The 20,327-nt window shown below is 68.4% G+C and carries 15 protein-coding genes; 10 read left to right on the top strand and 5 right to left on the bottom strand.

Annotated elements, in window-relative coordinates:
* Positions 1-50 precede the first annotated feature (50 nt).
* From purL to KHO18_RS14865, 4 genes are all read right to left on the bottom strand, one after another.
* Positions 51-4,097 (bottom strand): phosphoribosylformylglycinamidine synthase, encoded by a 4,047-nt coding sequence (purL, locus tag KHO18_RS14850; protein ID WP_211943442.1) that lies wholly within the window; start codon positions 4,095-4,097, stop codon positions 51-53.
* Between the two features lie 228 nt (positions 4,098-4,325).
* Positions 4,326-4,913 (bottom strand): winged helix DNA-binding protein, encoded by a 588-nt coding sequence (locus KHO18_RS14855; RefSeq protein ID WP_144195585.1) that lies wholly within the window; start codon positions 4,911-4,913, stop codon positions 4,326-4,328.
* Between the two features lie 99 nt (positions 4,914-5,012).
* Positions 5,013-5,849, bottom strand: coding sequence for a copper resistance protein B (locus KHO18_RS14860; protein ID WP_144196250.1), 837 nt, complete (start codon positions 5,847-5,849; stop codon positions 5,013-5,015).
* Positions 5,849-7,678 (bottom strand): copper resistance system multicopper oxidase, encoded by a 1,830-nt coding sequence (locus tag KHO18_RS14865; RefSeq protein WP_211943443.1) that lies wholly within the window; start codon positions 7,676-7,678, stop codon positions 5,849-5,851. The genes KHO18_RS14860 and KHO18_RS14865 overlap by 1 nt, the downstream gene beginning before the upstream one ends.
* Before the next feature lie 152 nt (positions 7,679-7,830).
* On the opposite strand from KHO18_RS14865, the gene KHO18_RS14870 reads away from it, so the two are divergent.
* The 9 genes from KHO18_RS14870 (at position 7,831) to pgi (ending at position 18,879) form a co-directional block, all read left to right on the top strand.
* Positions 7,831-8,517 (top strand): heavy metal response regulator transcription factor, encoded by a 687-nt coding sequence (locus tag KHO18_RS14870; RefSeq protein WP_144195589.1) that lies wholly within the window; start codon positions 7,831-7,833, stop codon positions 8,515-8,517.
* Entirely contained in the window at positions 8,514-9,932 is a 1,419-nt protein-coding gene (locus KHO18_RS14875; protein WP_144195591.1) for a heavy metal sensor histidine kinase, read from the top strand. Before KHO18_RS14870 ends, KHO18_RS14875 begins: the two co-directional genes overlap by 4 nt.
* Positions 9,933-10,242: 310 nt before the next feature.
* Positions 10,243-11,214, top strand: a complete 972-nt coding sequence (locus KHO18_RS14880) for a TRAP transporter substrate-binding protein (protein ID WP_144195593.1) — start codon at positions 10,243-10,245, stop codon at positions 11,212-11,214.
* A 6-nt stretch (positions 11,215-11,220) separates the two neighbouring features.
* A complete protein-coding gene (locus KHO18_RS14885; protein WP_144195595.1) occupies positions 11,221-11,772 on the top strand; it encodes a TRAP transporter small permease subunit in 552 nt (183 codons plus the stop codon).
* Positions 11,772-13,082 (top strand): TRAP transporter large permease, encoded by a 1,311-nt coding sequence (locus KHO18_RS14890; RefSeq protein WP_144195597.1) that lies wholly within the window; start codon positions 11,772-11,774, stop codon positions 13,080-13,082. Before KHO18_RS14885 ends, KHO18_RS14890 begins: the two co-directional genes overlap by 1 nt.
* A gap of 48 nt (positions 13,083-13,130) precedes the next feature.
* Positions 13,131-14,423 (top strand): D-amino acid dehydrogenase, encoded by a 1,293-nt coding sequence (locus tag KHO18_RS14895; RefSeq protein ID WP_144195599.1) that lies wholly within the window; start codon positions 13,131-13,133, stop codon positions 14,421-14,423.
* A gap of 31 nt (positions 14,424-14,454) precedes the next feature.
* A complete protein-coding gene (locus KHO18_RS14900) occupies positions 14,455-16,074 on the top strand; it encodes an NAD(P)H-hydrate dehydratase (RefSeq protein ID WP_144195601.1) in 1,620 nt (539 codons plus the stop codon).
* Positions 16,071-17,027: a DMT family transporter gene (locus tag KHO18_RS14905; RefSeq protein ID WP_144195603.1), complete on the top strand. Its 957-nt coding sequence runs from the start codon at positions 16,071-16,073 to the stop codon at positions 17,025-17,027. Before KHO18_RS14900 ends, KHO18_RS14905 begins: the two co-directional genes overlap by 4 nt.
* 223 nt (positions 17,028-17,250) lie before the next feature.
* Positions 17,251-18,879, top strand: a complete 1,629-nt coding sequence (gene pgi, locus KHO18_RS14910; protein WP_211943444.1) for a glucose-6-phosphate isomerase — start codon at positions 17,251-17,253, stop codon at positions 18,877-18,879.
* Positions 18,880-18,898: 19 nt separating this feature from the next.
* Here the strand turns inward: pgi and KHO18_RS14915 are convergent, their stop codons facing one another.
* A complete protein-coding gene (locus tag KHO18_RS14915; RefSeq protein ID WP_144195607.1) occupies positions 18,899-19,597 on the bottom strand; it encodes an ABC transporter ATP-binding protein in 699 nt (232 codons plus the stop codon).
* Here KHO18_RS14915 and KHO18_RS14920 point away from each other — a divergent pair.
* Entirely contained in the window at positions 19,596-20,309 is a 714-nt protein-coding gene (locus tag KHO18_RS14920) for an arylesterase (RefSeq protein WP_186296742.1), read from the top strand. The genes KHO18_RS14915 and KHO18_RS14920 overlap by 2 nt on opposite strands.
* Positions 20,310-20,327 lie beyond the last annotated feature (18 nt).

Raw genomic sequence — 20,327 nt, forward strand, 5'->3', positions numbered from 1 at the left:
GCTTGCGCGGGCTTTCCTGGGGCTTCAGTCTGTCAAGCGCCGTGCAGCGATCAACCGACCCACTTCCGGGCGTTGCGGAACATGCGCATCCACGGGCTGCCGCCGTCTGCGGCCTGCTTCCAGGCATCCGGGGCCCAGCTCATGGTGGCTGCCCGGAACACGCGCTCCGGGTGGGGCATCAGGGCCGTGAAGCGGCCGTCCACGGTCGTGACCGAGGTGATGCCGTCCGGCGAGCCGTTCGGGTTCAGCGGATAGGCCTGCGTCACGGCGCCCTTGTTGTCGACGAAGCGCAGCGCCACCTTGGCGGCCTGGATGTCGCCCTGCTGCGAGAAGTCGGCAAACCCTTCGCCGTGTGCCACGACGATCGGAATGCGGCTGCCTTCCATGCCGGCGAAGAAGATCGATGGCGATTGCTCGACCTGCACCGTCACGAAGCGCGCTTCGTACTGTTCCGACTGGTTGCGCGTGAACTTCGGCCAGGCATTGGCACCCGGGATGATCGGGGCGAGGTTGCTCAACATCTGGCAACCGTTGCAAACGCCCAGCGCGAAGGTGTCCTGGCGGTTGAAGAAGGCCGCGAACTGCTCGGCCATCTGCGCGTTGAACAGGATGGTCTTGGCCCAGCCTTCGCCGGCGCCCAGCACGTCGCCGTAGCTGAAGCCGCCGCACGCCACGAAGCCCTTGAAGTCGGCCAGGCTCGCCCGGCCGGCGATCAGATCGCTCATATGAACGTCGTGCGTGTCGAAACCGGCGCGGTCCATGCTGTACGCCATTTCGAGGTGCGAGTTGACGCCTTGCTCACGCAGGATGGCGACGCGCGGACGGTTGCCAGTGGCGATGAACGGCGCGGCGATGTCCTCGGCCGGGTCGAACGTCAGCACCGGGCTGATACCGGGGTCCGTGGCGTCCTGGAGCAGCTGGTACTCGCTGTCCGCGCAGGCCGGGTTGTCGCGCAGGCGCGCGATGCGCCAGCTGACTTCCGACCAGTTGCGCTGGAGTTCGGCACGGGCGGCGCCGAACACCTTCTTGGCGTCGCGGTACACCTCGACCTGATCCGTCGTGTTCGGCTTGCCGATCACGTGGCTGCAGGCCGACAGGCCAGCTTCGCGGAGCACGCCAAACACGGCGTCGCGCTCGTCGAGTCGCACCTGGATCACGGCGCCCAGCTCTTCGGCGAACAGCGCGCGCAGCGTCTGGTCGTTGCGGCGCTCCGCCACCTGCTGCGCCCAGTTCTTGGCGTCGCCGTAGTCCTGCTCCTGCGTCGGGTCGAGCGTCAGCATGTCCACGTTCAGGGACACGCCGCAGTGGCCCGCAAACGCCATTTCGGCCACGGCAGCCATGAAGCCGCCGTCCGAGCGGTCGTGGTAGGCCAGCAGCTTGCCTTCGCGGTTCAGGCGCTGGATCACGTTGAAGAAGTTCTTCAGGTCGTCGGCGTTGTCGACGTCCGGCGCGCGGTCGCCCACCTGCTGCGTCACCTGCGCCAGGATGCTGCCACCCATGCGGTTCTTGCCGCGGCCCAGGTCGATGGCGATCAGCACGCTGTCGCCCAGGTCCGTGCGAAGCTGCGGCGTCAGGGTATTGTCGACGTCATCCACCGCGGCGAACGCCGAGATGATCAGCGACACCGGCGCCACCACTTCCTTGTCGCCATCGGCGTCCTGCCACTTGGTGCGCATGGACAGCGAATCCTTGCCGACCGGAATGCTGATGCCCAGCGCCGGGCACAGTTCCATGCCGACGGCATGCACGGTGTCGTACAGCTTGGCATCCTCGCCCGCCACGCCGCAGGCGGCCATCCAGTTGGCCGACAGCTTGACCTTGCCGAGGTCCTTGACCGGCGCGGCCGCCAGGTTCGTCAGCGCCTCGCCAATCGCCATGCGGCCGGAGGCCGGTGCGTCGATCACGGCCAGCGGCGTGCGCTCGCCCATGGTCATCGCCTCGCCGGCCTTTCCCTTGTAGTCGAGCGTGGTCACGGCCACGTCGGCCACCGGCACCTGCCACGGGCCGACCATCTGGTCGCGCGCGTTCATGCCGCCCACGGTACGGTCACCAATGGTGATCAGGAACGACTTGCTGGCCACGGTGGGGTGGCGCAGCACGTCGCGCACCGCCTGCTCCAGCGCGATGCCGGTCACGTCCACCGGCGGCAGTTCCCGGGTCACGCGGGTCACGTCGCGGTGCATGCGCGGCGGCTTGCCCAGCAGCACGTCCGTCGGCATGTCCACCGCGAAGTGCTCCTTGAGCGCGGCGTCCACGTGGGCATCCACCAGTTGCAGCTGCTGCTCCTCGGTGGCCACGCCAACCACGGCAAACGGGGCGCGCTCGCGCTCGCACATGGCCTGGAAGCGCGGGAAGCTGTCCGGCGCAATCGCCATGACATAGCGTTCCTGCGACTCATTGCACCAGATTTCCGCCGGCGACAGGCCCGACTCCTCCAGGTGCACCTGGCGCAGGTCGAAGCGCGCGCCACGGCCGGCGCCGTCCACGAGTTCGGGGAAGGCGTTCGAGATGCCGCCCGCGCCCACATCGTGGATCGACAGGATCGGGTTGTCGTCGCCAAGCTGCCAGCAGGCGTTGATGACTTCCTGCGCGCGGCGTTCCATCTCGGGGTTGCCCCGTTGCACGGAGTCGAAATCGAGGTCGGCCGTGTTCGTACCGGTGGCCATCGAGCTGGCGGCACCGCCGCCCATGCCGATGCGCATGCCCGGGCCGCCAAGCTGGATCAGCAGCGTGCCGGCCGGCAGCGGGTCCTTGTGGGTATGGCTGGCGTCGATGTTGCCGATGCCGCCGGCAATCATGATCGGCTTGTGATAGCCGCGCACCGTGCCGGCCACGTTCTGCTCGTAGACGCGGAAGTAGCCGCCCAGGTTGGCGCGGCCGAACTCGTTGTTGAACGCGGCGCCGCCGAGCGGGCCCTCGATCATGATCTGGAGCGGCGAGGCGATGCGGTCCGGCTTGCCGGTTACGCCGGCCTTGTCGTCCGGATTGCGATGGGCCACCGGCTGGGCGGCATCGCGGTCGTTTTCCCAGGCCTCGATGGCATCCGGCAGCATCAGGTTGGACACCGTGAAGCCGGTCAGGCCCGCCTTCGGCTTGGCGCCCCGGCCCGTGGCACCCTCGTCGCGGATTTCACCGCCGGCGCCAGTGGAGGCGCCCGGGAACGGCGAGATCGCGGTCGGGTGGTTATGGGTTTCCACCTTCATCAGCGTATGGGTCAGCGCCTCGTGGCGGCCGTACTGCTGATCCGCGCCGCGCGGGAACCAACGCTCGGCCATGTCGCCTTCCATCACGGCCGAGTTGTCCGAATACGCGACGATCGAGCCCTGCGGGTTCAGCTGGTGCGTATTGCGGATCATCGCGAACAGCGACTTGTCCTGGCTCACGCCGTCGATCGTCCACGTGGCGTTGAAGATCTTGTGGCGGCAGTGCTCGCTGTTGGCCTGCGCGAACATCATCAGTTCCACGTCGGTCGGGTTGCGGCCGAGCTTGGCGTAGGCGTCGAGCAGGTAGTCGATCTCGTCCTCGGACAGCGCGAGACCCATCGACGTGTTGGCCTCCTCCAGCGCGGCACGGCCGGTGGCGATGTCCACGAAGCGCAGCGGCTTGGCCGGCAGTTCCTGGAACAGCCCGGCGGCGTCCTCGCGCGAGGCGATCACGGTTTCGGTCATGCGGTCGAACAGGTGCGCGGCCACGGCGGCGCGCACGTCGGCGTCCAGCGTCTTGCGGCCGCGCAGCAGGCCCTTCTTGCAGATCACGGTGATCTCGATGCCACGCTCGATGCGGTGCACGTGAGACAGCCCGCAGTTATGCGCGATGTCCGTGGCCTTGCTGGCCCATGGCGAGATCGTGCCGAAACGCGGAATCACCACGAAGCGGTCGCCCTCGGACTGGGCCGTGAACGGCGTGCCGTAGGTCAGCAGCGCGGCAATGCGCGACTGGTCTTCGGCGGAGAGCGGCGTGTCGGTGTCGACAAAATGCAGAAACTGGCCATGCACCGATTCAATATCGGCATCGATCTGTTTGAGCGTGGCAAGCAGGCGTTGCTGGCGGAAGGCGGAAAGCGCCAAAGCGCCGGGGAAGCACGAGAAATGCGCCATGATCGTAGCGGTCGGGAGGCGTAGGGAGGTCGGGGCTGGCGGCCGCCGGCACCGCTGAGTGGGGAGCCGGCTGGCGGGAAACCGCTATTGTACCTTGCCGGCGCCCGCTTTTTGCATTGCGCAATGGGACAGAGGCGGACATGAACGTCCAAATCGGCTGCGACGCCGGCAAGTGCAGCGGGCACACCCTTTTAGTGCGCCCTGAATCACTTCATGCGAAACCGCGGTTCAGAGCGACGTCGCCGATCGCGCCGCCTGCTCGTACAGACCGGTCAACACGCGCAAAAGGCGCGCAAGTTCGCCGATCTCGACGTTTTCCTCGCTACCTTCGGTGAAATTGCTGGTCAGGCATTGCTCGCGGATCTCGCGATAACGGGCGCAGGCCTCGGCGCCGGCCTGCGTGGTGGCGTAGGTGGCCTCTTTGCCCACCCGCTCGCCCGCGACCAGCCCCAGCCCCGCCAGCTTCTTCAGCGCGTAGGTGACCAGATGGGTGTCTTCCACATTCAGCACAAAGCAGATGTCGGCCAGCCGCTTGGCCCGGCCCCGGTGGTTGACGTGGTGAAGCACCAGCACGTCCAGGAAGGTCAGGTCGCGCACGCCCGCCGCGCCCATGCAGCGCACCACCCAGCGGCTGTAGGCGTTGTAGGCCGTGTTCAGGCCGAACTCGAATTCGGACAATTCCGGGCTCCGCACCGAAACGAGGTGCGAGGACGAGACGATATTGACGCCGGCGGCGCGGCCCAGCGTGGCGGGAGGCCGGACGGCGGCCGATGGCGCGTCGTCGGACGCGCTGGCCTGGACTGGCTTGCGTGCCATGAAGCAGGTCTCCCCTTCGAAGATGAATAAATTTCGTCGAATCACGACAGATTGTCGACGAATTATCGAGGTGAAGTCCGCCAGAGTCAAAAAACCGGCTCAGAACCAGGCACGAATGCCGGCCACGAAGCGGGTTTCGCCGCTGCGGCCGCCTGCCGTGCGGACCATGTCGGCGGTATTGCCGAACGACTGGTAGCGCTCCACGCCGATATAGGGCGCGAACTGCCGGCTGATCTCGTACCGCAGCCGGATGCCGACCGTCCCGCTCGACAATCCGCTGCCGACGCCGGTCTCCGGATCGTTCTTCCCGTACAGATTGGCCTCGATGCGCGGCTGGAGGATCCACCGCTGGGTCAGCAGCAGCTCATATTCCGCCGCCAGGCGTAGCGCGGTGCGCCCTTCCGTGCCGACATAGGCCGTCGCGTCCACCTCGAACCAGTACGGCGCCAGCCCCTGGATACCCATCGCCAGCCAGTTCCGGGCAGGACGGCCATGGCCGGCATCGTTCCGGAAGCCGAGCTGGGTGTCCCAGTACGTGCCGACCGCATGGCCCCAGAGCAATTCCGTGCGCGCGTCGTGCACCCTGCCCTGTGCGGCCTCGCCCTCGGCCTTGATCACGAGCCGGTTGTAGGTGCCGCCGAACCACGCCTGGGCCTCATAGGCGGCGGCATTGCTGCCGTTGCCGTGCGCCCATTCGAGCCGGTCGATCAGCACCGAGCCGAAGGGGTGCTCGTCCGCCATGTGCAAGGAACGATGCCCGCCCAGCGCGTACTCGCCGACGCCCAGCAGGTAGCCATCCGAATACGCATGCGGATCGCGCGCATCGGCGGGCGCGCTGCCGCCCTGCATCGCATCGTGCTGAGCCAGCGCGGCGCTCGTGCCCAGCCCGGAAAACAGCGCCGCGACAATCAGTTTTTTCCTAATTTGCAGCGTCATCATGCCACCACCACTTCGCGGAACATGCCGGCGTCCATATGCATCATCAGGTGGCAATGCCAGGCCCAGCGGCCGAGCGCGTCGGCGGTGACGAGGAAGCTGATGCGCTGCGCCGGCTGGACCGGGATGGTGTGCCGTCGCGCCTGGAAAGTCCCGTCCGGCGCCTCGAGTTCGCTCCACAGGCCGTGCAGGTGCATCGGGTGGGTCATCATCGTGTCGTTGTGCAGGATCACGCGCAGCCGTTCGCCGTGGCGGAAGCGCACCGGCGTCGATTTGCCAAACTCGACCCCATCGAACGACCAGGTGTAGCGCTCCATATTGCCGGTCAGGTGCAGTTCGACTTCACGCCCCGGGCCGCGCGGGTCCATGGGGCCGCCAATCGTGACCATGTCAGAAAGGGTCAGCACGCGCCGGCCGTTATTGCGCAGGCCGATGCCGGGATCGTCAAGGTTGGTGCGGGCCATGTCGACGCGCATGTCGGTGCCCGGCCCGTACTCGGTACGCGCGTGGCGCGCCTTGGTGCTGGGCACCCGGAGCGGGTCCGGGGCGGCCGCGCCATGCTGGCTGTGGTCCATGGCCGCGTGGTCCATGGTGCCATGCCCCATCGCAGCGTGGTCCATCGCCCCATGATCCATCGTCCCGTGATCCATCGTCCCGTGATCCATGCTGCCCATCATGTCGACGGCGGTGAGCCACTCGGGCTGGTCCAGCGGCGGCACGGGCGCCTCGATGCCGTCCCGCACGGCCAGCGTGCCGCGCGCGTAGCCGCTCCGGTCCATCGACTGGGCGAAGACCGTGTGGGCGTCGTCGGTTGGCGTGACGAGCACGTCGCAGGTCTCGCCCGGGCCGAAGCGGAATTCATCGACGGATACCGGGTCGATGCCCTGCCCGTCCACCTGCACCACCTTGAGCTTCAGCCCCGGGATCCGCACGTCGTAGAAGGTGTTGCCGGCGCCGTTGATAAAGCGCAGCCGCACGGTCTCGCCGGCGCGGAACAGGCCGGTCCAGTTGCCGGCCGGCGTGACGCCGTTCATCAGGTAGGTCAGCGTGGCGCCGGAGAGGTCGGCCAGATCGGTCGGATTCATCCGCATCTGGTTCCACATCTTGCGTTTCTCCAGCGCGGCGCCGAGGCCGTCCTGCGACACATCGCGGAAGAAGTCGCCCACCGTGGGCCGGTGGTAGTTGTAGTAGTCGCTCTGGGTCTTGAGCTTGGACAGGATGCGCATCGGGTCTTCGTCCGTCCAATCGGACAGCAGCACCGAATAGTCGCGATCCGCGCGGATCGTGTCGTCATCGCCGTCGATCACAATTGCGCCGTAGACGCCGGTCATCTCCTGGAAGCCGGAATGCGAGTGGTACCAGTAGCTGCCGCTCTGCGCCACCTTGAAGCGGTAGGTGAACGTCTCGCCGGGCGCGATGCCCGGGAAGCTGATGCCGGGCACGCCATCCATCTGATAGGGCAGCAGGATGCCGTGCCAATGGAGCGACGTGGGCTCGTTCAGCCGATTGGTCACGCGGATGGTCACCGTGTCGCCCTTGCGCCAGCGCAGCGTGGGGCCGGGCAGCATGCCGTTGATGGTCGGGGCGATGGTCTTGTGGCCCGTGAAGTCAACCACGGCGTCCTGGATGACCAGATCGAACTCGGTGCCGCGCAGCACCGGCGCGGTGCCGCTACCGGCGCGGGCCGGCCCGGCGGACGCCTGCGCCCATGCCGGCACGGCGCCAACCGCCCCCAGCACGCCGCCTGCCGCCAGGCCCTGAACGAATCGACGCCTTGACAGGCCGCGCGGCGATGGCAGCAAAAGCCCCGCCGGAGATGTGGGTCGCATTGCAGTGAATCCTTGGTGTCTCTTATATAGGCGACGCCAGCTTAGGGACTTCGCAGTAACCGTCGAATGACCCGAACATTACATTCCGGTAATCTTCATGTCATGTTCATGGGGCGACATACACTGTCGCCTCGCGCGGATGGGGAGTGGGCATGAAGCTGCTGGTGGTGGAAGACGAGCCGAAAACCGGCGAATACCTGAGGCAGGGCCTCACCGAGGCCGGCTTTGTCGTGGATCTGGCCGTCAACGGCCAGGACGGCGGGCATCTGGCGATGACCGAAGCCTATGACCTCCTGATCCTCGACGTGATGCTGCCCGGCATGGATGGCTGGCGCATCCTCCAGACCCTGCGCGCCGCCGGCAACCCCGTGCCCGTGCTGTTCCTGACCGCGCGTGACAGCGTGGCCGACCGGGTCAAGGGGCTGGAACTGGGCGCCGACGACTACCTCGTCAAGCCTTTTGCCTTTTCCGAGTTACTCGCGCGAGTGCGGACCCTGCTCCGGCGCGGCACGGCCATCGTGCAGTTGGACCGCATCGAGATCGGTGACCTCGTGCTCGACCTCGCCCGCCGCCGGGCCACGCGCGCGGGCCGCCGCATCGTGCTGACCGGCAAGGAATTCGCCCTGCTGGAGTTGCTGGCCCGCCGCCGCGGCGAAGTGCTGCCGCGCTCGCTGATCGCCTCGCAGGTCTGGGACATGAATTTCGACAGCGACAGCAACGTGATCGACGTGGCCATCCGCCGGCTGCGCGCCAAGATCGACGATGACTTCGAGCCCAAGCTGATCCAGACCGTGCGCGGCATGGGCTATGTGCTCGAAGTGCCGGAGGACGAGGCGTGAGGCGCCGTTACTCGCTCACCACGCGGCTGACGGTGCTGTTCTCGCTGTCGTCGGCGGTGGTGCTGCTCGGGCTCGCCGGGCTGATCCTCTCGGCCATGGACAGCCATTTCGCCGATGAAGACTATGCGCTGCTGCGGGACAACCTCCGCGTCATCCAAAAGTCGCTGGCGCCGGGCGCCTCGCCCCATTTCGGCCAGAGCAGCCAATCCGGGCCATCCGGCCATGCCGGCGACCCCTTCGCGCACCACGCCGGCGTGCTACTCCACCTGCGCGAGGCCGATGGCCGCACCCGCTACGCCACGCCGGATTTCGACTTCACGGCGGCGCTGGCCGCCCGGCCAGTCCGCGAGGACGGCGAAGACCGCCTCGCCTGGCAGCAGGCCGGCAAGCGCTACCGGGGCCTGCGCGCAGCGGTGCCGGCCGGCGATGCCGCCCAGCCCATCGGCGTGATCCTGGCGATGGACACCGATATCCACGAGCATTTCCTGCGCGCGTTCCGCCGCTCGCTGGTGCTCTACGTGGCGCTGGCGGTGCTGGCGAGCGGGCTCTTCGGCTGGTGGGCGGCGCGGCGCGGGCTGTCGCCGCTGCGTGCGATGGCCTCGCGCGCCAAGGCCGTTACCGGCGACAAGCTCGACCAGCGCATGCCCGTGGAGGCCGTGCCCGTCGAGATGGCCGCGCTGGCCGCCGACCTGAACGCGATGCTGGCCCGCCTGCAGGACGACTTCCGCCGGCTGTCCGAATTCTCGTCGGACCTTGCCCACGAACTGCGCACGCCGCTGACCAACCTGATGACGCAGACCCAGGTGGCGCTCTCGCAGCCGCGCGACGCCGCCCGCTACCGCGACGTGCTGGCCTCCAATGTCGAGGAGCTGCAGCGCCTGTCGCGCATGGTGTCCGACATGCTCTACCTGGCCAAGATGGAGCACGGGCTCGACCTCCCTCATAAGGAATCGATCTCGATCGGCACCGAGGTGCTGGCGCTGTTCGAGTTCTACGAGGCGCTGGCCGAGGACCAGGGCATCGCCCTGCGGCTGGTGGGCGATGCGCGCATCGACGGCGACCGCCTGATGCTGCGGCGCGCGCTCAGCAATCTCCTGTCGAACGCGCTGCGGTACACCCCCGAGCACGGCAGCGTGGTAGTCACCGTCACGCAGCGTGCGGGCGAGGTGGAAGTTGCCGTGGAGAACGACGGCCCCGGCATCGCGCCGGACCTGCTGCCCGCCTTGTTCGACCGCTTCTTCCGGGGCGACAAATCGCGCGCGCGGCCGGAGTCCGAGACGGTGGGGCTGGGCCTGTCGATCACCCGCGCCATCGTCGCCGCGCACGGCGGCAGCATCTCGGTGCACTCCCAGCCCGGCACCACCCGTTTCGCGATGCAATTCCCCCCGCCCGCCCGCGAGCCGGCCGCGCCCTGACCCGCGCGGCGCGCCCGCCACATCCAGACGAACCCTATCTGTCGGCGCCGGGCGCTTCTTGCTACCCTGTGGATTCCCGAAGCCATGCCCGGCGCGCAGCCACTGGGCACGGCCCTTGCATTCGAAGCCATCGTGCAATGTTCACCGCGCGGCGACCGAGCCAGAAGCCGCGCGCGTGATCGCGGCGTGCGCCATGTCTCAGACAATCGAACCCTGTATTGCCTGATGTCTGACACCTGACGCACGCCCGGAAGAGTTCCAACCCGCGCAGTCGGGCAGGCGCCCACGCGCAACACCAGGAGAGATCGAGATGCGAGTCAAGGCAATGGCAGTTGCGGCGGCAGCCCTGCTGCTGGGCGGCACGGCAGCATGGGCGGACACCAAGTGGGACCTGCCCACCGGTTATCCGGCCACCAACCTGCACACCGAGAACCTGCAGCAGATGGCCAACGACGTGGAGAAGGCCACCGGCGGCAAGCTCAAGATCCTGCTCCATCCCAATGGCTCGCTGCTCAAGGCCAACGAAATCAAGCGCGGCGTGCAGACCGGCCAGGTGCAGATGGGCGAAATCCTGATGTCGACGCTGGCCAACGAGAACCCGGTTTTCGGGGTGGATGCCGTGCCGTTCCTGGCCACCAGCTACGCCGATTCGTTCAAGCTCTGGGAGGCCTCCAAGCCCGTCACCGAGAAGCTGCTGGACCGCCAGGGCATGAAGCTGCTCTACGCCGTGGCCTGGCCGCCGCAGGGCATCTACGCCAACAAGCCGATCAACAGTGCCGCCGACATGAAGGGCCTGAAATGGCGCGCCTATAACCCGGCCACGTCGAAGATCGCCGAACTGGTCAGCGCCCAGCCCGTGACGATCCAGGCGGCCGACCTCGCCCAGGCGCTGGCCACCGGCACGGTCAACTCGTTCATGTCCTCCGGCGCCACCGGCGTGGACACCAAGGTCTGGGAATCGGTCAAGTACTTCTACACCGTGGATGCCTGGCTGCCCAAGAACATGCTGGTGGTCAGCAAGAAGGCCTTCGCCGCGCTGGACAAGCCCACGCAGGACGCCCTGCTCAAGGCCGTGGCCGATGCCGAGAAGCGCGGCTGGCAGGTCTCCGAGCAGAAGACGCGCGAGTACCTGGCCACGCTGGCGAAGAACGGCATGACCGTGGCGCCGCCCTCGCCCCAGCTGAAGAGCGACATGCAGAAGGTGGGCCAGGTCATGGTCGACGAATGGGCCAAGAGCGCCGGCGACGACGGCAAGGCTATCCTCGGCGCCTACAAGAAGTAACCCCCCATGACCACTCCGTTGCCTGACAAGCGCTGGCTGGACCGCTGGCTGGACTTCTGCGCCGTGCTGGGCGCGCTCTGCATCCTTGCCGTGTGCATCGTCATGATTGCGATGTCGATCTCGCGCGAGACCACCATCACGCTCAAGGGCGGCGACGACATCGTCGCCTGGCTCTGCGCCGCCTCGGCCTTCCTCGTCCTCGGGCAGACCTTCCAGCACGGCGGCATCGTGCGGGTGGAGATGCTGCTCGAGGCCGTGGGGCCGCGCCGCCGCTGGATGCTGGAGCTGCTCTCGCTCTCCATCTGCCTGCTGTTCGCCGGCTACGCGTCCTGGGCGCTGGGTACCTTCGCCTGGCAGAGCTGGGACATTGGCGATGTGTCGCAGGGGCAGATCGTGATCCCGCTCTGGATTCCGCAGAGCTTCGCCGTGATCGGCGCGGTGGGCTTCCTGCTGGCCGTGGCCGACGAATGGCTGCGCGTGGTGCGGCACCAGAAGCCGCGCTACCAGCTGGCGCAGGAGGCCAAGCTGGCGTCGGGCGACTTCGGGGAGACGATCTGATGAGTACCGTTGTCGTCGCATTGATCCTGCTGGTCGTGCTGGTGGTCTTCCTGGCGGTGGGGGCGTGGATTCCGGTGGCCATCGCCGTCACGTCGTGGATCGGGCTGGTGGTGTTCTCGGACCACGACGCGCTGGTCAACCTGGCCAACGCGTGGTGGTCGTCGAGCGCGTCCTACACCCTGGCCTCGCTGCCGCTGTTCGTCTGGATGGGCGAAATCCTGTTCCGGACCAAGCTGTCCGAGCAGATGTTCTCGGGGCTCTCGCCCTGGCTCAACTGGCTGCCGGGCCGGCTGATGCACGTGAACATCCTGGGCTGCGGCATCTTCGGCTCGGTGTCGGGCTCGTCTGCGGCCACCTGCGCGACCATCGCCAAGTCGGCGCTGCCCGAGCTGACCCGGCGCGGCTACGACGAGCGCATCACGCTCGGCTCGCTCGCCACGGCCGGCACGCTGGGCATCCTGATTCCGCCGTCGATCACCATGGTGGTCTACGCGGTGTCCGCCGATGTGTCGATCATCCGCGTGTTCCTGGCCGGCTTCCTGCCCGGGCTGCTGCTGATGCTGCTGTTCTCGGGCTACATCGTGGTCTGGGCGCTGCTGAACCCAACGCGCGTGCCGCCGGCCGAGACCTTCGGCTGGCGCTCGCGGCTGGCTTCCATCCGCCAGTTGATGCCGTGCATCGTGCTGATCGCGTTCATCACGTGGATCATGATGGCCGGCTACTCCACCGCTACCGAGGCGGCGGCGTACGGGGTGGTGGCGTCGCTGGCGCTGGCGTGGATGGGCGGCTCGCTCACGCGCCGCGCGTTCTGGGACAGCCTGATGTCGGCCACGCGGCTCACGGCAATGATCATGTTCGTTCTGGGCGCCACCTCGTTCCTCTCGGTGACCATGAGCTTCACGGGCATTCCGCGCGCGCTGGCGGAGTGGGTGGCGGCGCTGCACCTGTCCCCGTGGGCGCTGATCGGGGTGCTGACGATCATCTACATCATCCTCGGCACCGCCCTGGACGGCATCTCGATGATCGCCCTGACCACCGCCACGGTGCTGCCGATGGTGCAGCAGGCCGGCTTCGATCTGGTATGGTTCGGCATCTTCATCGTGCTGCTGGTGGAGATTGCCGAGGTCACGCCGCCGGTCGGGTTCAACCTGTTCGTGTTACAGAGCATGACCGGCAAGGACAGCAACTACATCGCCCGGGTCTCGCTGCCGTTCTTCATGATGATGGTGCTTGCCATTGCCATCGTGACGGTCTGGCCGGCCGTGGTCACGTGGCTGCCGGACGTGGTGATGGCGAAGGAGCTGAAGTAGCGGAGGCGCCATCGACAGGGTTCATCGACACAGGGACAGACCGCCAAGATGCATGTGATCGTGATCGGTGCCGGCGTGATCGGCGTGTGCTCTGCCTGGTATCTGCGCCAGGCCGGTTTCTCCGTGACGGTGCTCGAGCGGCGCGGCGCGCCGGCGCAGGAGGCCAGCTTCGGCAATGCCGGTGTGATCGCGCCGGGCTATGTCACGCCGTGGGCCGCGCCGGGCATGCCGGGCAAGATCCTGCGGACGCTGTTCCAGCGCGAATCCCCCGTTGTCTTCCGGCCCAGCGCCGATCCGGCCATGTGGCGCTGGATCGGCCGCTGGCTGCGCGAGTGCCAGCCGGAGCGCTATCGCGCCAACAAGCTGCGCATGCAGCGCCTGGCGTTCTACAGCCGCGACTGCCTGCACGGGTTGCGCGCGGAACTCGAGATCGAGTACGAGCAGTCGCGCGGCTATCTGCAATTGTTCCGCACCCAGCGGGATCTTGACCTCGCCGCGCCGGCACTGGCCGTCCTGCGCGAGAACCACGTACCCCATCAACTGGTGGATGCCGCCGGGTGCCGGCGGATCGAACCCGGCCTGGCCGCCGACACGGCGCTGGCTGGCGGCCTGCACCTTCCCGAGGACGAATCGGGCAACTGCCCGATGTTCGTGCGACGGCTGCACCAGCATGCCGAGGCGGCGGGCGTGCAATTCCGGCTCGATACCGACGTGACCCGGCTGCGCGCCGCCGACAATGGCGGCCTGATCGTCGAACTGGCCGCCCCGCGCGGCGCCAAGCCGGAGACGCTCCGGGCGGACCGTGTGCTGGTGGCCGCCGGCGTCGGCAGCGCCGCGCTGCTGCGCCCGCTGGGGCTGCGCGTGCCGCTCTATCCGGTAAAGGGCTACTCGGCCACGGTCATGGTGCGCGACGAATTGCAGGCGCCGCTCGCCGCCCTGATGGACGAGTCGTACAAGGTAGCCATCACGCGCATGGGCAACCGGCTGCGCGTGGCCGGCACGGCGGAACTCGGCTCACGCCGACTGGACCCGCGCCCCGCCGCGCTCGACACGCTGATCAAGGTGGCGCGCGACTGGTTCCCGGTGGCCGGCCACTACAACGAGGCCACGCTGTGGGCCGGCGCCCGGCCAATGCTGCCGGACGGCCCGCCGCTGATCGGCGCCACGCGCGTGCCGGGCCTGTTCCTGAACCTCGGCCACGGCTCCACGGGCTGGGCGATGGGCTGCGGATCGGGCAAAATCGCGGCGGACCAGATTGCCGCGAGCGCGGGACAAGGCGACGGGCCCGCCATCGACATGGACGGCCTCACCCCCGCGCGCTACGGCCTGGCCCCCGCCTGAAACTGGCTCCGATACTGGCTGGATGCCCACCATGACCGCCTCGCCCTCCCCGTCTTCCGCGTCTTCCGCGTCTTCCGCAACGCACGACTGGCTGCCGCTCGACCCCACCGGCACCGATGCCACGCCGCTCCATGACGTAGCCACGATCCGCGAGATCGAGCACGCCGCGCTGGCGGCCCTGCCCGCCTTCACGCTGATGACGCGCGCCGGCCACGCCGCCGCCGACTGGCTGGCGCAGCAGGTGCCGGACGGCCGCATCGTCCTGCTGGCCGGCGCCGGCAACAATGGCGGCGATGCGCTGGTTGCGGCCACGCGGCTGCACCAGTCGGGGCGGCAGGTCGAAGTCTGGCTGACTGCCGAGACCGACCGGCTCCCGCCCGATGCCTCGCGGGCCTGGACCGAGGCCCGCACGGCCGGCGTGCCGCTGCTGGCCGTGCCGGCCGACCCATCCAACGCCACGGCCGCCCTGCCGCCCTGGCCGGCAGGCTGCACGGCCCTGGTCGACGGCCTGCTCGGCATCGGCCTGAACCGTCCGGCGGACGGCAACATGGCGCGCTGGATCGACCATGTGAACGCCGCCGGACTGCCGGTGTACGCGCTGGACATCCCGAGCGGGCTGTTCGCCGATACCGGCGCGGGCCGGCCGGCCATCCGCGCGCGCCGCACACTGACCTTCATCGCCGCCAAGCCGGGCCTGCTGACGCTGGATGGCCGCGACTGCGCGGGCGAAATCGACATCGCCCCGCTCGGCCTGCCCTATCCGCCCACCCAGACCGCTATCGCCCATGTGAACCTGCCGGGCGCATTCCGCGACGCGCTGCCGGGGCGGCCGCATGCGGTGAACAAGGGCACCTTCGGCTCGCTGGCGGTACTCGGCGGCAGCCACGGCATGGCCGGGGCGCCGCTGCTCGGCGCGCGGGCTGCGCTGCATCTGGGCGCGGGGCGCGTGCATGTGGGCTTCCTCGCCCAGCCGGCGCCGTTGATGGACCCGGTCCACCCCGAACTGATGCTGCACGATGTGGCCGACATGGCCGTCGAGACCATGTCGGCGCTGGTCATCGGACCGGGCATGGGCACCGGCGGCGCGGCGGGCAAGCTGCTGGGGCAATGGATCGACACCTGCGCCAAGGTGGGCTCGCCCCCGCCGCTCGTGCTTGATGCCGATGCGCTGAACCTGCTGGCTGGCGACCAGACGCTGGCTGATGCCCTGCGCGCCAGCGGCGTGCCGCACGTGATGACGCCGCACCCGCTGGAAGCGGCGCGGCTGCTTGGCTGCACCGTGGCCGAGATCCAGCGCGACCGGCTCAGTGCCGCGCGGGCGCTGGCCGCTGCATGGCAGGCCACGATTGTGCTGAAGGGCTCCGGCACGCTCATCGCGGCGGCTGGCGTGGACAGCATCGCCATCAATCCAACCGGCAACGCCGCGCTGGCCACGGCCGGTACGGGCGATGTGCTGGCCGGCATGATCGGCGCGCTGCTGGCGCAAGGCATGGCGCCGACGGACGCCGCCTGCGCGGCGGTCTGGATCCACGGGCGCGCCGCCGACCGGCTTGTCAGCAACGGCACCGGTCCGGCCGGCATGACCGCCAGCGAACTCTACCTGCCCGCCCGGGCCATCCTCAATGCGCTGACCCAGGGCCGGGCGGCATGACCCAGGCCGCCAGTCTCGCCACGGGCGATGATCCGCGCCGCCGCCTGCTGACCGGCATCGCGCTGCTGGTGCTCGGCCAATGGATCCTGAGCCTGCTCGACGCCACCGGCAAGACGCTGACCCAGCAGGGGCTGCCCGTGGCCGCGGTGGCATGGGTGCGCTACCTCGGCCACGTGGTGGCCATCTTCCTGTTGCTGGGGCCGGCGCGCTGGCGCCTGCAATATCGGCCCTCGCGGCCGCGCCTCCAGTGGCTGCGCGGCGTGCTGATGCTGGCCTCGACGCTGGTGTTCTTCAGCGTGCTGCGCCTGATGCCGCTAGCGCAGGCCACCGCGCTCAACTTCTGCGCGCCGCTGTTCGTGGTGGCGCTGTCGCCGTGGCTGCTCGGCGAGCGCCCGGGCGCGCACGCGCGCTGGACGCGCTGGATAGGCGTCGGCATCGGCTTCGCCGGCATGCTGGTGGTGGTGCGGCCCGGCGGCGAGCTGAGCGCGCTCGGCGTGGGGCTCGGGTTGCTCTCTGCGATGTTGTTTGCGCTGCTGCAAATGCTGACGCGCCACATTGCCGCCCATGACGCACCGATGACCACGCTGATCCAGAGCGGCGTGACCGGCGCGGTGCTGACCACGCTCATCGTGCCGTTCTTCTGGTTCGAGGCAGTGCCCACGCCGGCGCAGGCCGCGCTGCTGCTGTCGGCCGGCATCACCGGGTCACTCGGGCATTACTTCGTGATCCGGGCGTTCCAGTACGCCGATGCCTCGTTCCTGAGCCCCTTCCTGTACCTGCAGATCTTCTCGGCCACGGTGGTCGGGTACTTCGCCTTCGGCCAGCTGCCGGACTGGACCACCGCGCTCGGCATTGCCGTCATCTGCGCGGGCGGCGTCTGCGTGGCCGGCGGGGAGCCGTTGCTGCGCCGTGTGGCGGGCCGGCTCGCGGCACGCGCCCGTCCGCGCACTTGAGGCGCACCGGGGAACGCACCACGTCGGACAATGTCCGATAAAACACGGGCGCCATGGCTGCTAAGGTAGCGTGTGCGTCCGCCCATCTGCCCTTGGTGACGCAATCGGAACAAAAGACGGGAAAGAACCGTCCGTTACCGCGCATGTGCCGCCAAATTCCGGCGATATACTAGCGCTGCCCGCCGCGCCGGGCGTTTGCCCTCCCTGACAAACCGAACACCGCATGCCGACTGAACTCCACGCCTGGACCGCCCTTCGCCAACACCACGACGCCATCCGCCACACGCCGATGCAGGACTGGTTTGCCGAAGCGGAAGCTGCCCGACGGGTCGAGGACTTCTCGCTGGAAGCCGCCGGCCTGTACCTGGACTACTCCAAGAACCGCATCACGTTCGAAACCTTCGCGCTGCTGATGAAGCTGGCCGAGGAAGCCGGCGTGACGCAGCGCCGGGACGCCATGTTCGCGGGCGAACACATCAACACCACCGAAGACCGCGCCGCCCTGCACGTGGCGCTGCGCGCGCTGCCCGATGCGCCGTTCAAGGTGGATGGCGTCTCCGTGATGCCAGCCATCCACGACGTGCGCTGCCGCATGCAGGACTTCTCCGAACGCGTGCGCGGCGGCGCCTGGACAGGCTCCACCGGCCAGACCATCACCGACGTCGTCAACATCGGCATCGGCGGCTCCGACCTCGGCCCGCGCATGGTCTGCCGCGCGCTGGCGCATCTGGGCGACCAGACCGGGCCGCGCATCCACTTCGTCTCCAATGTAGATGGCACCGAGCTGGCCGAAACGCTCGTCCGCCTCAACCCGGCCCGCACGCTGGTGATCATCTGCTCCAAGACGTTCACCACGCTCGAAACCATGGCCAACGCGCGCAGCATGCGCGACTGGTTCCTGCGCAACGGCGTGGCCGAGAACCAGCTGGCGCGGCATTTCGTGGCGGTGTCCACCAACCGCGAGGCGGTGACCGAGTTCGGCATCGACCCCGCCAACATGTTCGAATTCTGGGACTGGATTGGCGGCCGCTTCTCGCTGTGGTCGTCGGTGGGCCTGTCGATTGCGCTGGCCGTGGGCTTCGATGCCTTCGACGACCTGCTGCTCGGCGCGCGCGCCATGGACGACCACTTCCGCACCGCCCCGCTGGCGCGCAACATGCCCGTGGTGATGGCGATGCTGGGCATCTGGTATCGAAATTTCTTCGGCATGCCAACCAGCTGCATGGCGCCGTACTCGACCTCGCTCGAACTGTTCCCGGCATTCCTGCAGCAGTTGGAGATGGAGAGCAACGGGAAGTCGGTCCAGCTGGACGGCCAGCCGGCGCACGTGCAGACGTCGCCCGTGGTCTGGGGCACCGCCGGCACCAACGGCCAGCACGCCTACTTCCAGATGATTCACCAGGGCTCGCAGATCGTGCCGGTCGACTTCGTGGCCCCGCTGGTGCCGCCGCGCAGCCTGCCCGGCCACCATGCCAAGCTGCTGGCCAACTGCTTCGCGCAGGCCGAGGCGCTGATGCGCGGACGCAGCGCGGAAGAGTTGCGGGCGGCCGGCATGACCGATGAGGACCGCCTGCCCCACATGGTGTTCGAAGGCAACCGCCCGAGCAACACGCTGCTGATGGAAGACCTGACGCCGCATGTGCTCGGCGCGCTGATCGCGCTCTACGAGCACCGCACCTTCGTGCAGGGCGTGGTGTGGAACATCAATTCGTTCGACCAGTGGGGCGTGGAGCTGGGCAAGATTCTCGCGCGCCCGATCGAGGCCGAACTCAATGGCAGCGCCCACGCCACCCACGATGCGTCCACGGCGGCGCTGATCGCCCGCGCGCGCCGCGTGCTGGCGCGCGGCTGACGCCGCGCCCGCCGCAGCGTCAGACTTCGGTGCCCATCCACTCGTCGCTGGCCACGCGGCCGGCGTCGATGGTCAGGATGCGGGCGCAGCGCGCCGCCACGGAGCGGTCGTGCGTGACCAGCACCAGCGTGGACCCGGCGTTGCGGTTCAACTCGAACATCAGCGCGATCACGGCCTCGCCGGTGCTCGTGTCGAGGCTGCCGGTCGGCTCATCGGCGAACAGGATGTCCGGCCGGGCGACAAACGCCCGGGCCAGCGCCACGCGCTGCTGTTCCCCGCCGGAAAGCGTGCGCGGATAGTGGGTGAGGCGCTTGCCCAGGCCTACGCGCTCGAGCATTTCCGTGGCGCGTTCGCGCACGCGGTCGGTCTCGCCGCGCAGCTCGAGCGGCAGCATCACGTTTTCGAGCGCGGTCAGGTGGCCCACCAGTTGGAACGACTGGAACACGAAGCCCACGTGCCGGCCACGCAGCGCGGCGCGCTGGTCTTCATCGAGCGTGAACAGGTCCTGGCCGTGCAGCCGCACCGAACCCGTGCTGGGCAGGTCCAGGCCCGCCAGCAGCCCCAGCAGCGTGGATTTTCCCGAGCCGGACGCGCCGACGATGGCCAGCGTTTCGCCCGGCGTGACGGAAAACGAGACGTCGTGCAAAATCGTCAGCGAACCCGTCGTGTCGGCAACGGTCTTTCCGAGTGACTCGACAGCGAGAATGGAAGAGGACATGAGCGAGAGGATTGGATACGGTTGGCGCCCCCGGGCGCTGGCGGCGTGCGGTGCGATGCTGGGCGCGGCGATGTTGATGGTGGCGCTGCCGGCTGGTGCCCAGGCCCAGGCCCGACCAGCGGCGGCGAAACCGGCTGCCACTGCCGCACCCGCGGTGCTGGTGCTTGGCGACAGCCTGTCGGCCGAGTACGGTATCGCGCGGGGCACCGGTTGGGTCAGCCTGCTGCAGGACCGCCTGCACAAGGAGCGCCTCGATTATAGCGTTGTCAATGCCAGCATCAGCGGCGAGACCACCTCGGGCGGCAAGACGCGCCTGCCGGACCTGCTCGCCCGACACAAGCCGGCCGTCGTGGTGGTGGAGCTTGGCGCTAACGATGCCCTGCGCGGCCTGTCCCTGCAAGCCACCGAAACCAACCTGCGCGGCATGCTGACGGCGGCGCGCCAGGCAGGCGCGGGTGTGGTGCTGGTCGGCATGCGGATTCCACCAAATTATGGCCCCGACTATACCGAGCGCTTCTTCGCGCTCTATGGCAAGCTGGCCGGCGAGTATCGCGTGAATCTGGTGCCGTTCTTCCTCGACAAGGTGATCGCCCGGCCCGAGTGGTTCCAGGACGATCGTATCCACCCCACCTCGGCTGCCCAGGCCACGCTGCTCGACAATGTCTGGCCCCAGTTGCAGCCGCTGCTGAAGTCACCTGCGAAGAAGCGCTGAGGCCGGCTGACGCCGGCA

The organism is Cupriavidus campinensis (assembly GCF_905397395.1).
GTDB lineage: Bacteria > Pseudomonadota > Gammaproteobacteria > Burkholderiales > Burkholderiaceae > Cupriavidus > Cupriavidus campinensis.

What these genes read in the sequence shown, in the direction of transcription:
- KHO18_RS14895 (WP_144195599.1), top strand. Translation starts at nt 13,131, where the DNA reads ATGCATGTGATCGTGATCGGTGCCGGCGTGATCGGCGTGTGCTCTGCC.
- pgi (WP_211943444.1), top strand. Translation starts at nt 17,251, where the DNA reads ATGCCGACTGAACTCCACGCCTGGACCGCCCTTCGCCAACACCACGAC.
- KHO18_RS14890 (WP_144195597.1), top strand. Translation starts at nt 11,772, where the DNA reads ATGAGTACCGTTGTCGTCGCATTGATCCTGCTGGTCGTGCTGGTGGTC.
- KHO18_RS14900 (WP_144195601.1), top strand. Translation starts at nt 14,455, where the DNA reads ATGACCGCCTCGCCCTCCCCGTCTTCCGCGTCTTCCGCGTCTTCCGCA.
- purL (WP_211943442.1), bottom strand. Translation starts at nt 4,097, where the DNA reads ATGGCGCATTTCTCGTGCTTCCCCGGCGCTTTGGCGCTTTCCGCCTTC.
- KHO18_RS14855 (WP_144195585.1), bottom strand. Translation starts at nt 4,913, where the DNA reads ATGGCACGCAAGCCAGTCCAGGCCAGCGCGTCCGACGACGCGCCATCG.
- KHO18_RS14920 (WP_186296742.1), top strand. Translation starts at nt 19,596, where the DNA reads ATGAGCGAGAGGATTGGATACGGTTGGCGCCCCCGGGCGCTGGCGGCG.
- KHO18_RS14905 (WP_144195603.1), top strand. Translation starts at nt 16,071, where the DNA reads ATGACCCAGGCCGCCAGTCTCGCCACGGGCGATGATCCGCGCCGCCGC.
- KHO18_RS14880 (WP_144195593.1), top strand. Translation starts at nt 10,243, where the DNA reads ATGCGAGTCAAGGCAATGGCAGTTGCGGCGGCAGCCCTGCTGCTGGGC.
- KHO18_RS14870 (WP_144195589.1), top strand. Translation starts at nt 7,831, where the DNA reads ATGAAGCTGCTGGTGGTGGAAGACGAGCCGAAAACCGGCGAATACCTG.
- KHO18_RS14860 (WP_144196250.1), bottom strand. Translation starts at nt 5,849, where the DNA reads ATGACGCTGCAAATTAGGAAAAAACTGATTGTCGCGGCGCTGTTTTCC.
- KHO18_RS14885 (WP_144195595.1), top strand. Translation starts at nt 11,221, where the DNA reads ATGACCACTCCGTTGCCTGACAAGCGCTGGCTGGACCGCTGGCTGGAC.
- KHO18_RS14865 (WP_211943443.1), bottom strand. Translation starts at nt 7,678, where the DNA reads ATGCGACCCACATCTCCGGCGGGGCTTTTGCTGCCATCGCCGCGCGGC.
- KHO18_RS14915 (WP_144195607.1), bottom strand. Translation starts at nt 19,597, where the DNA reads ATGTCCTCTTCCATTCTCGCTGTCGAGTCACTCGGAAAGACCGTTGCC.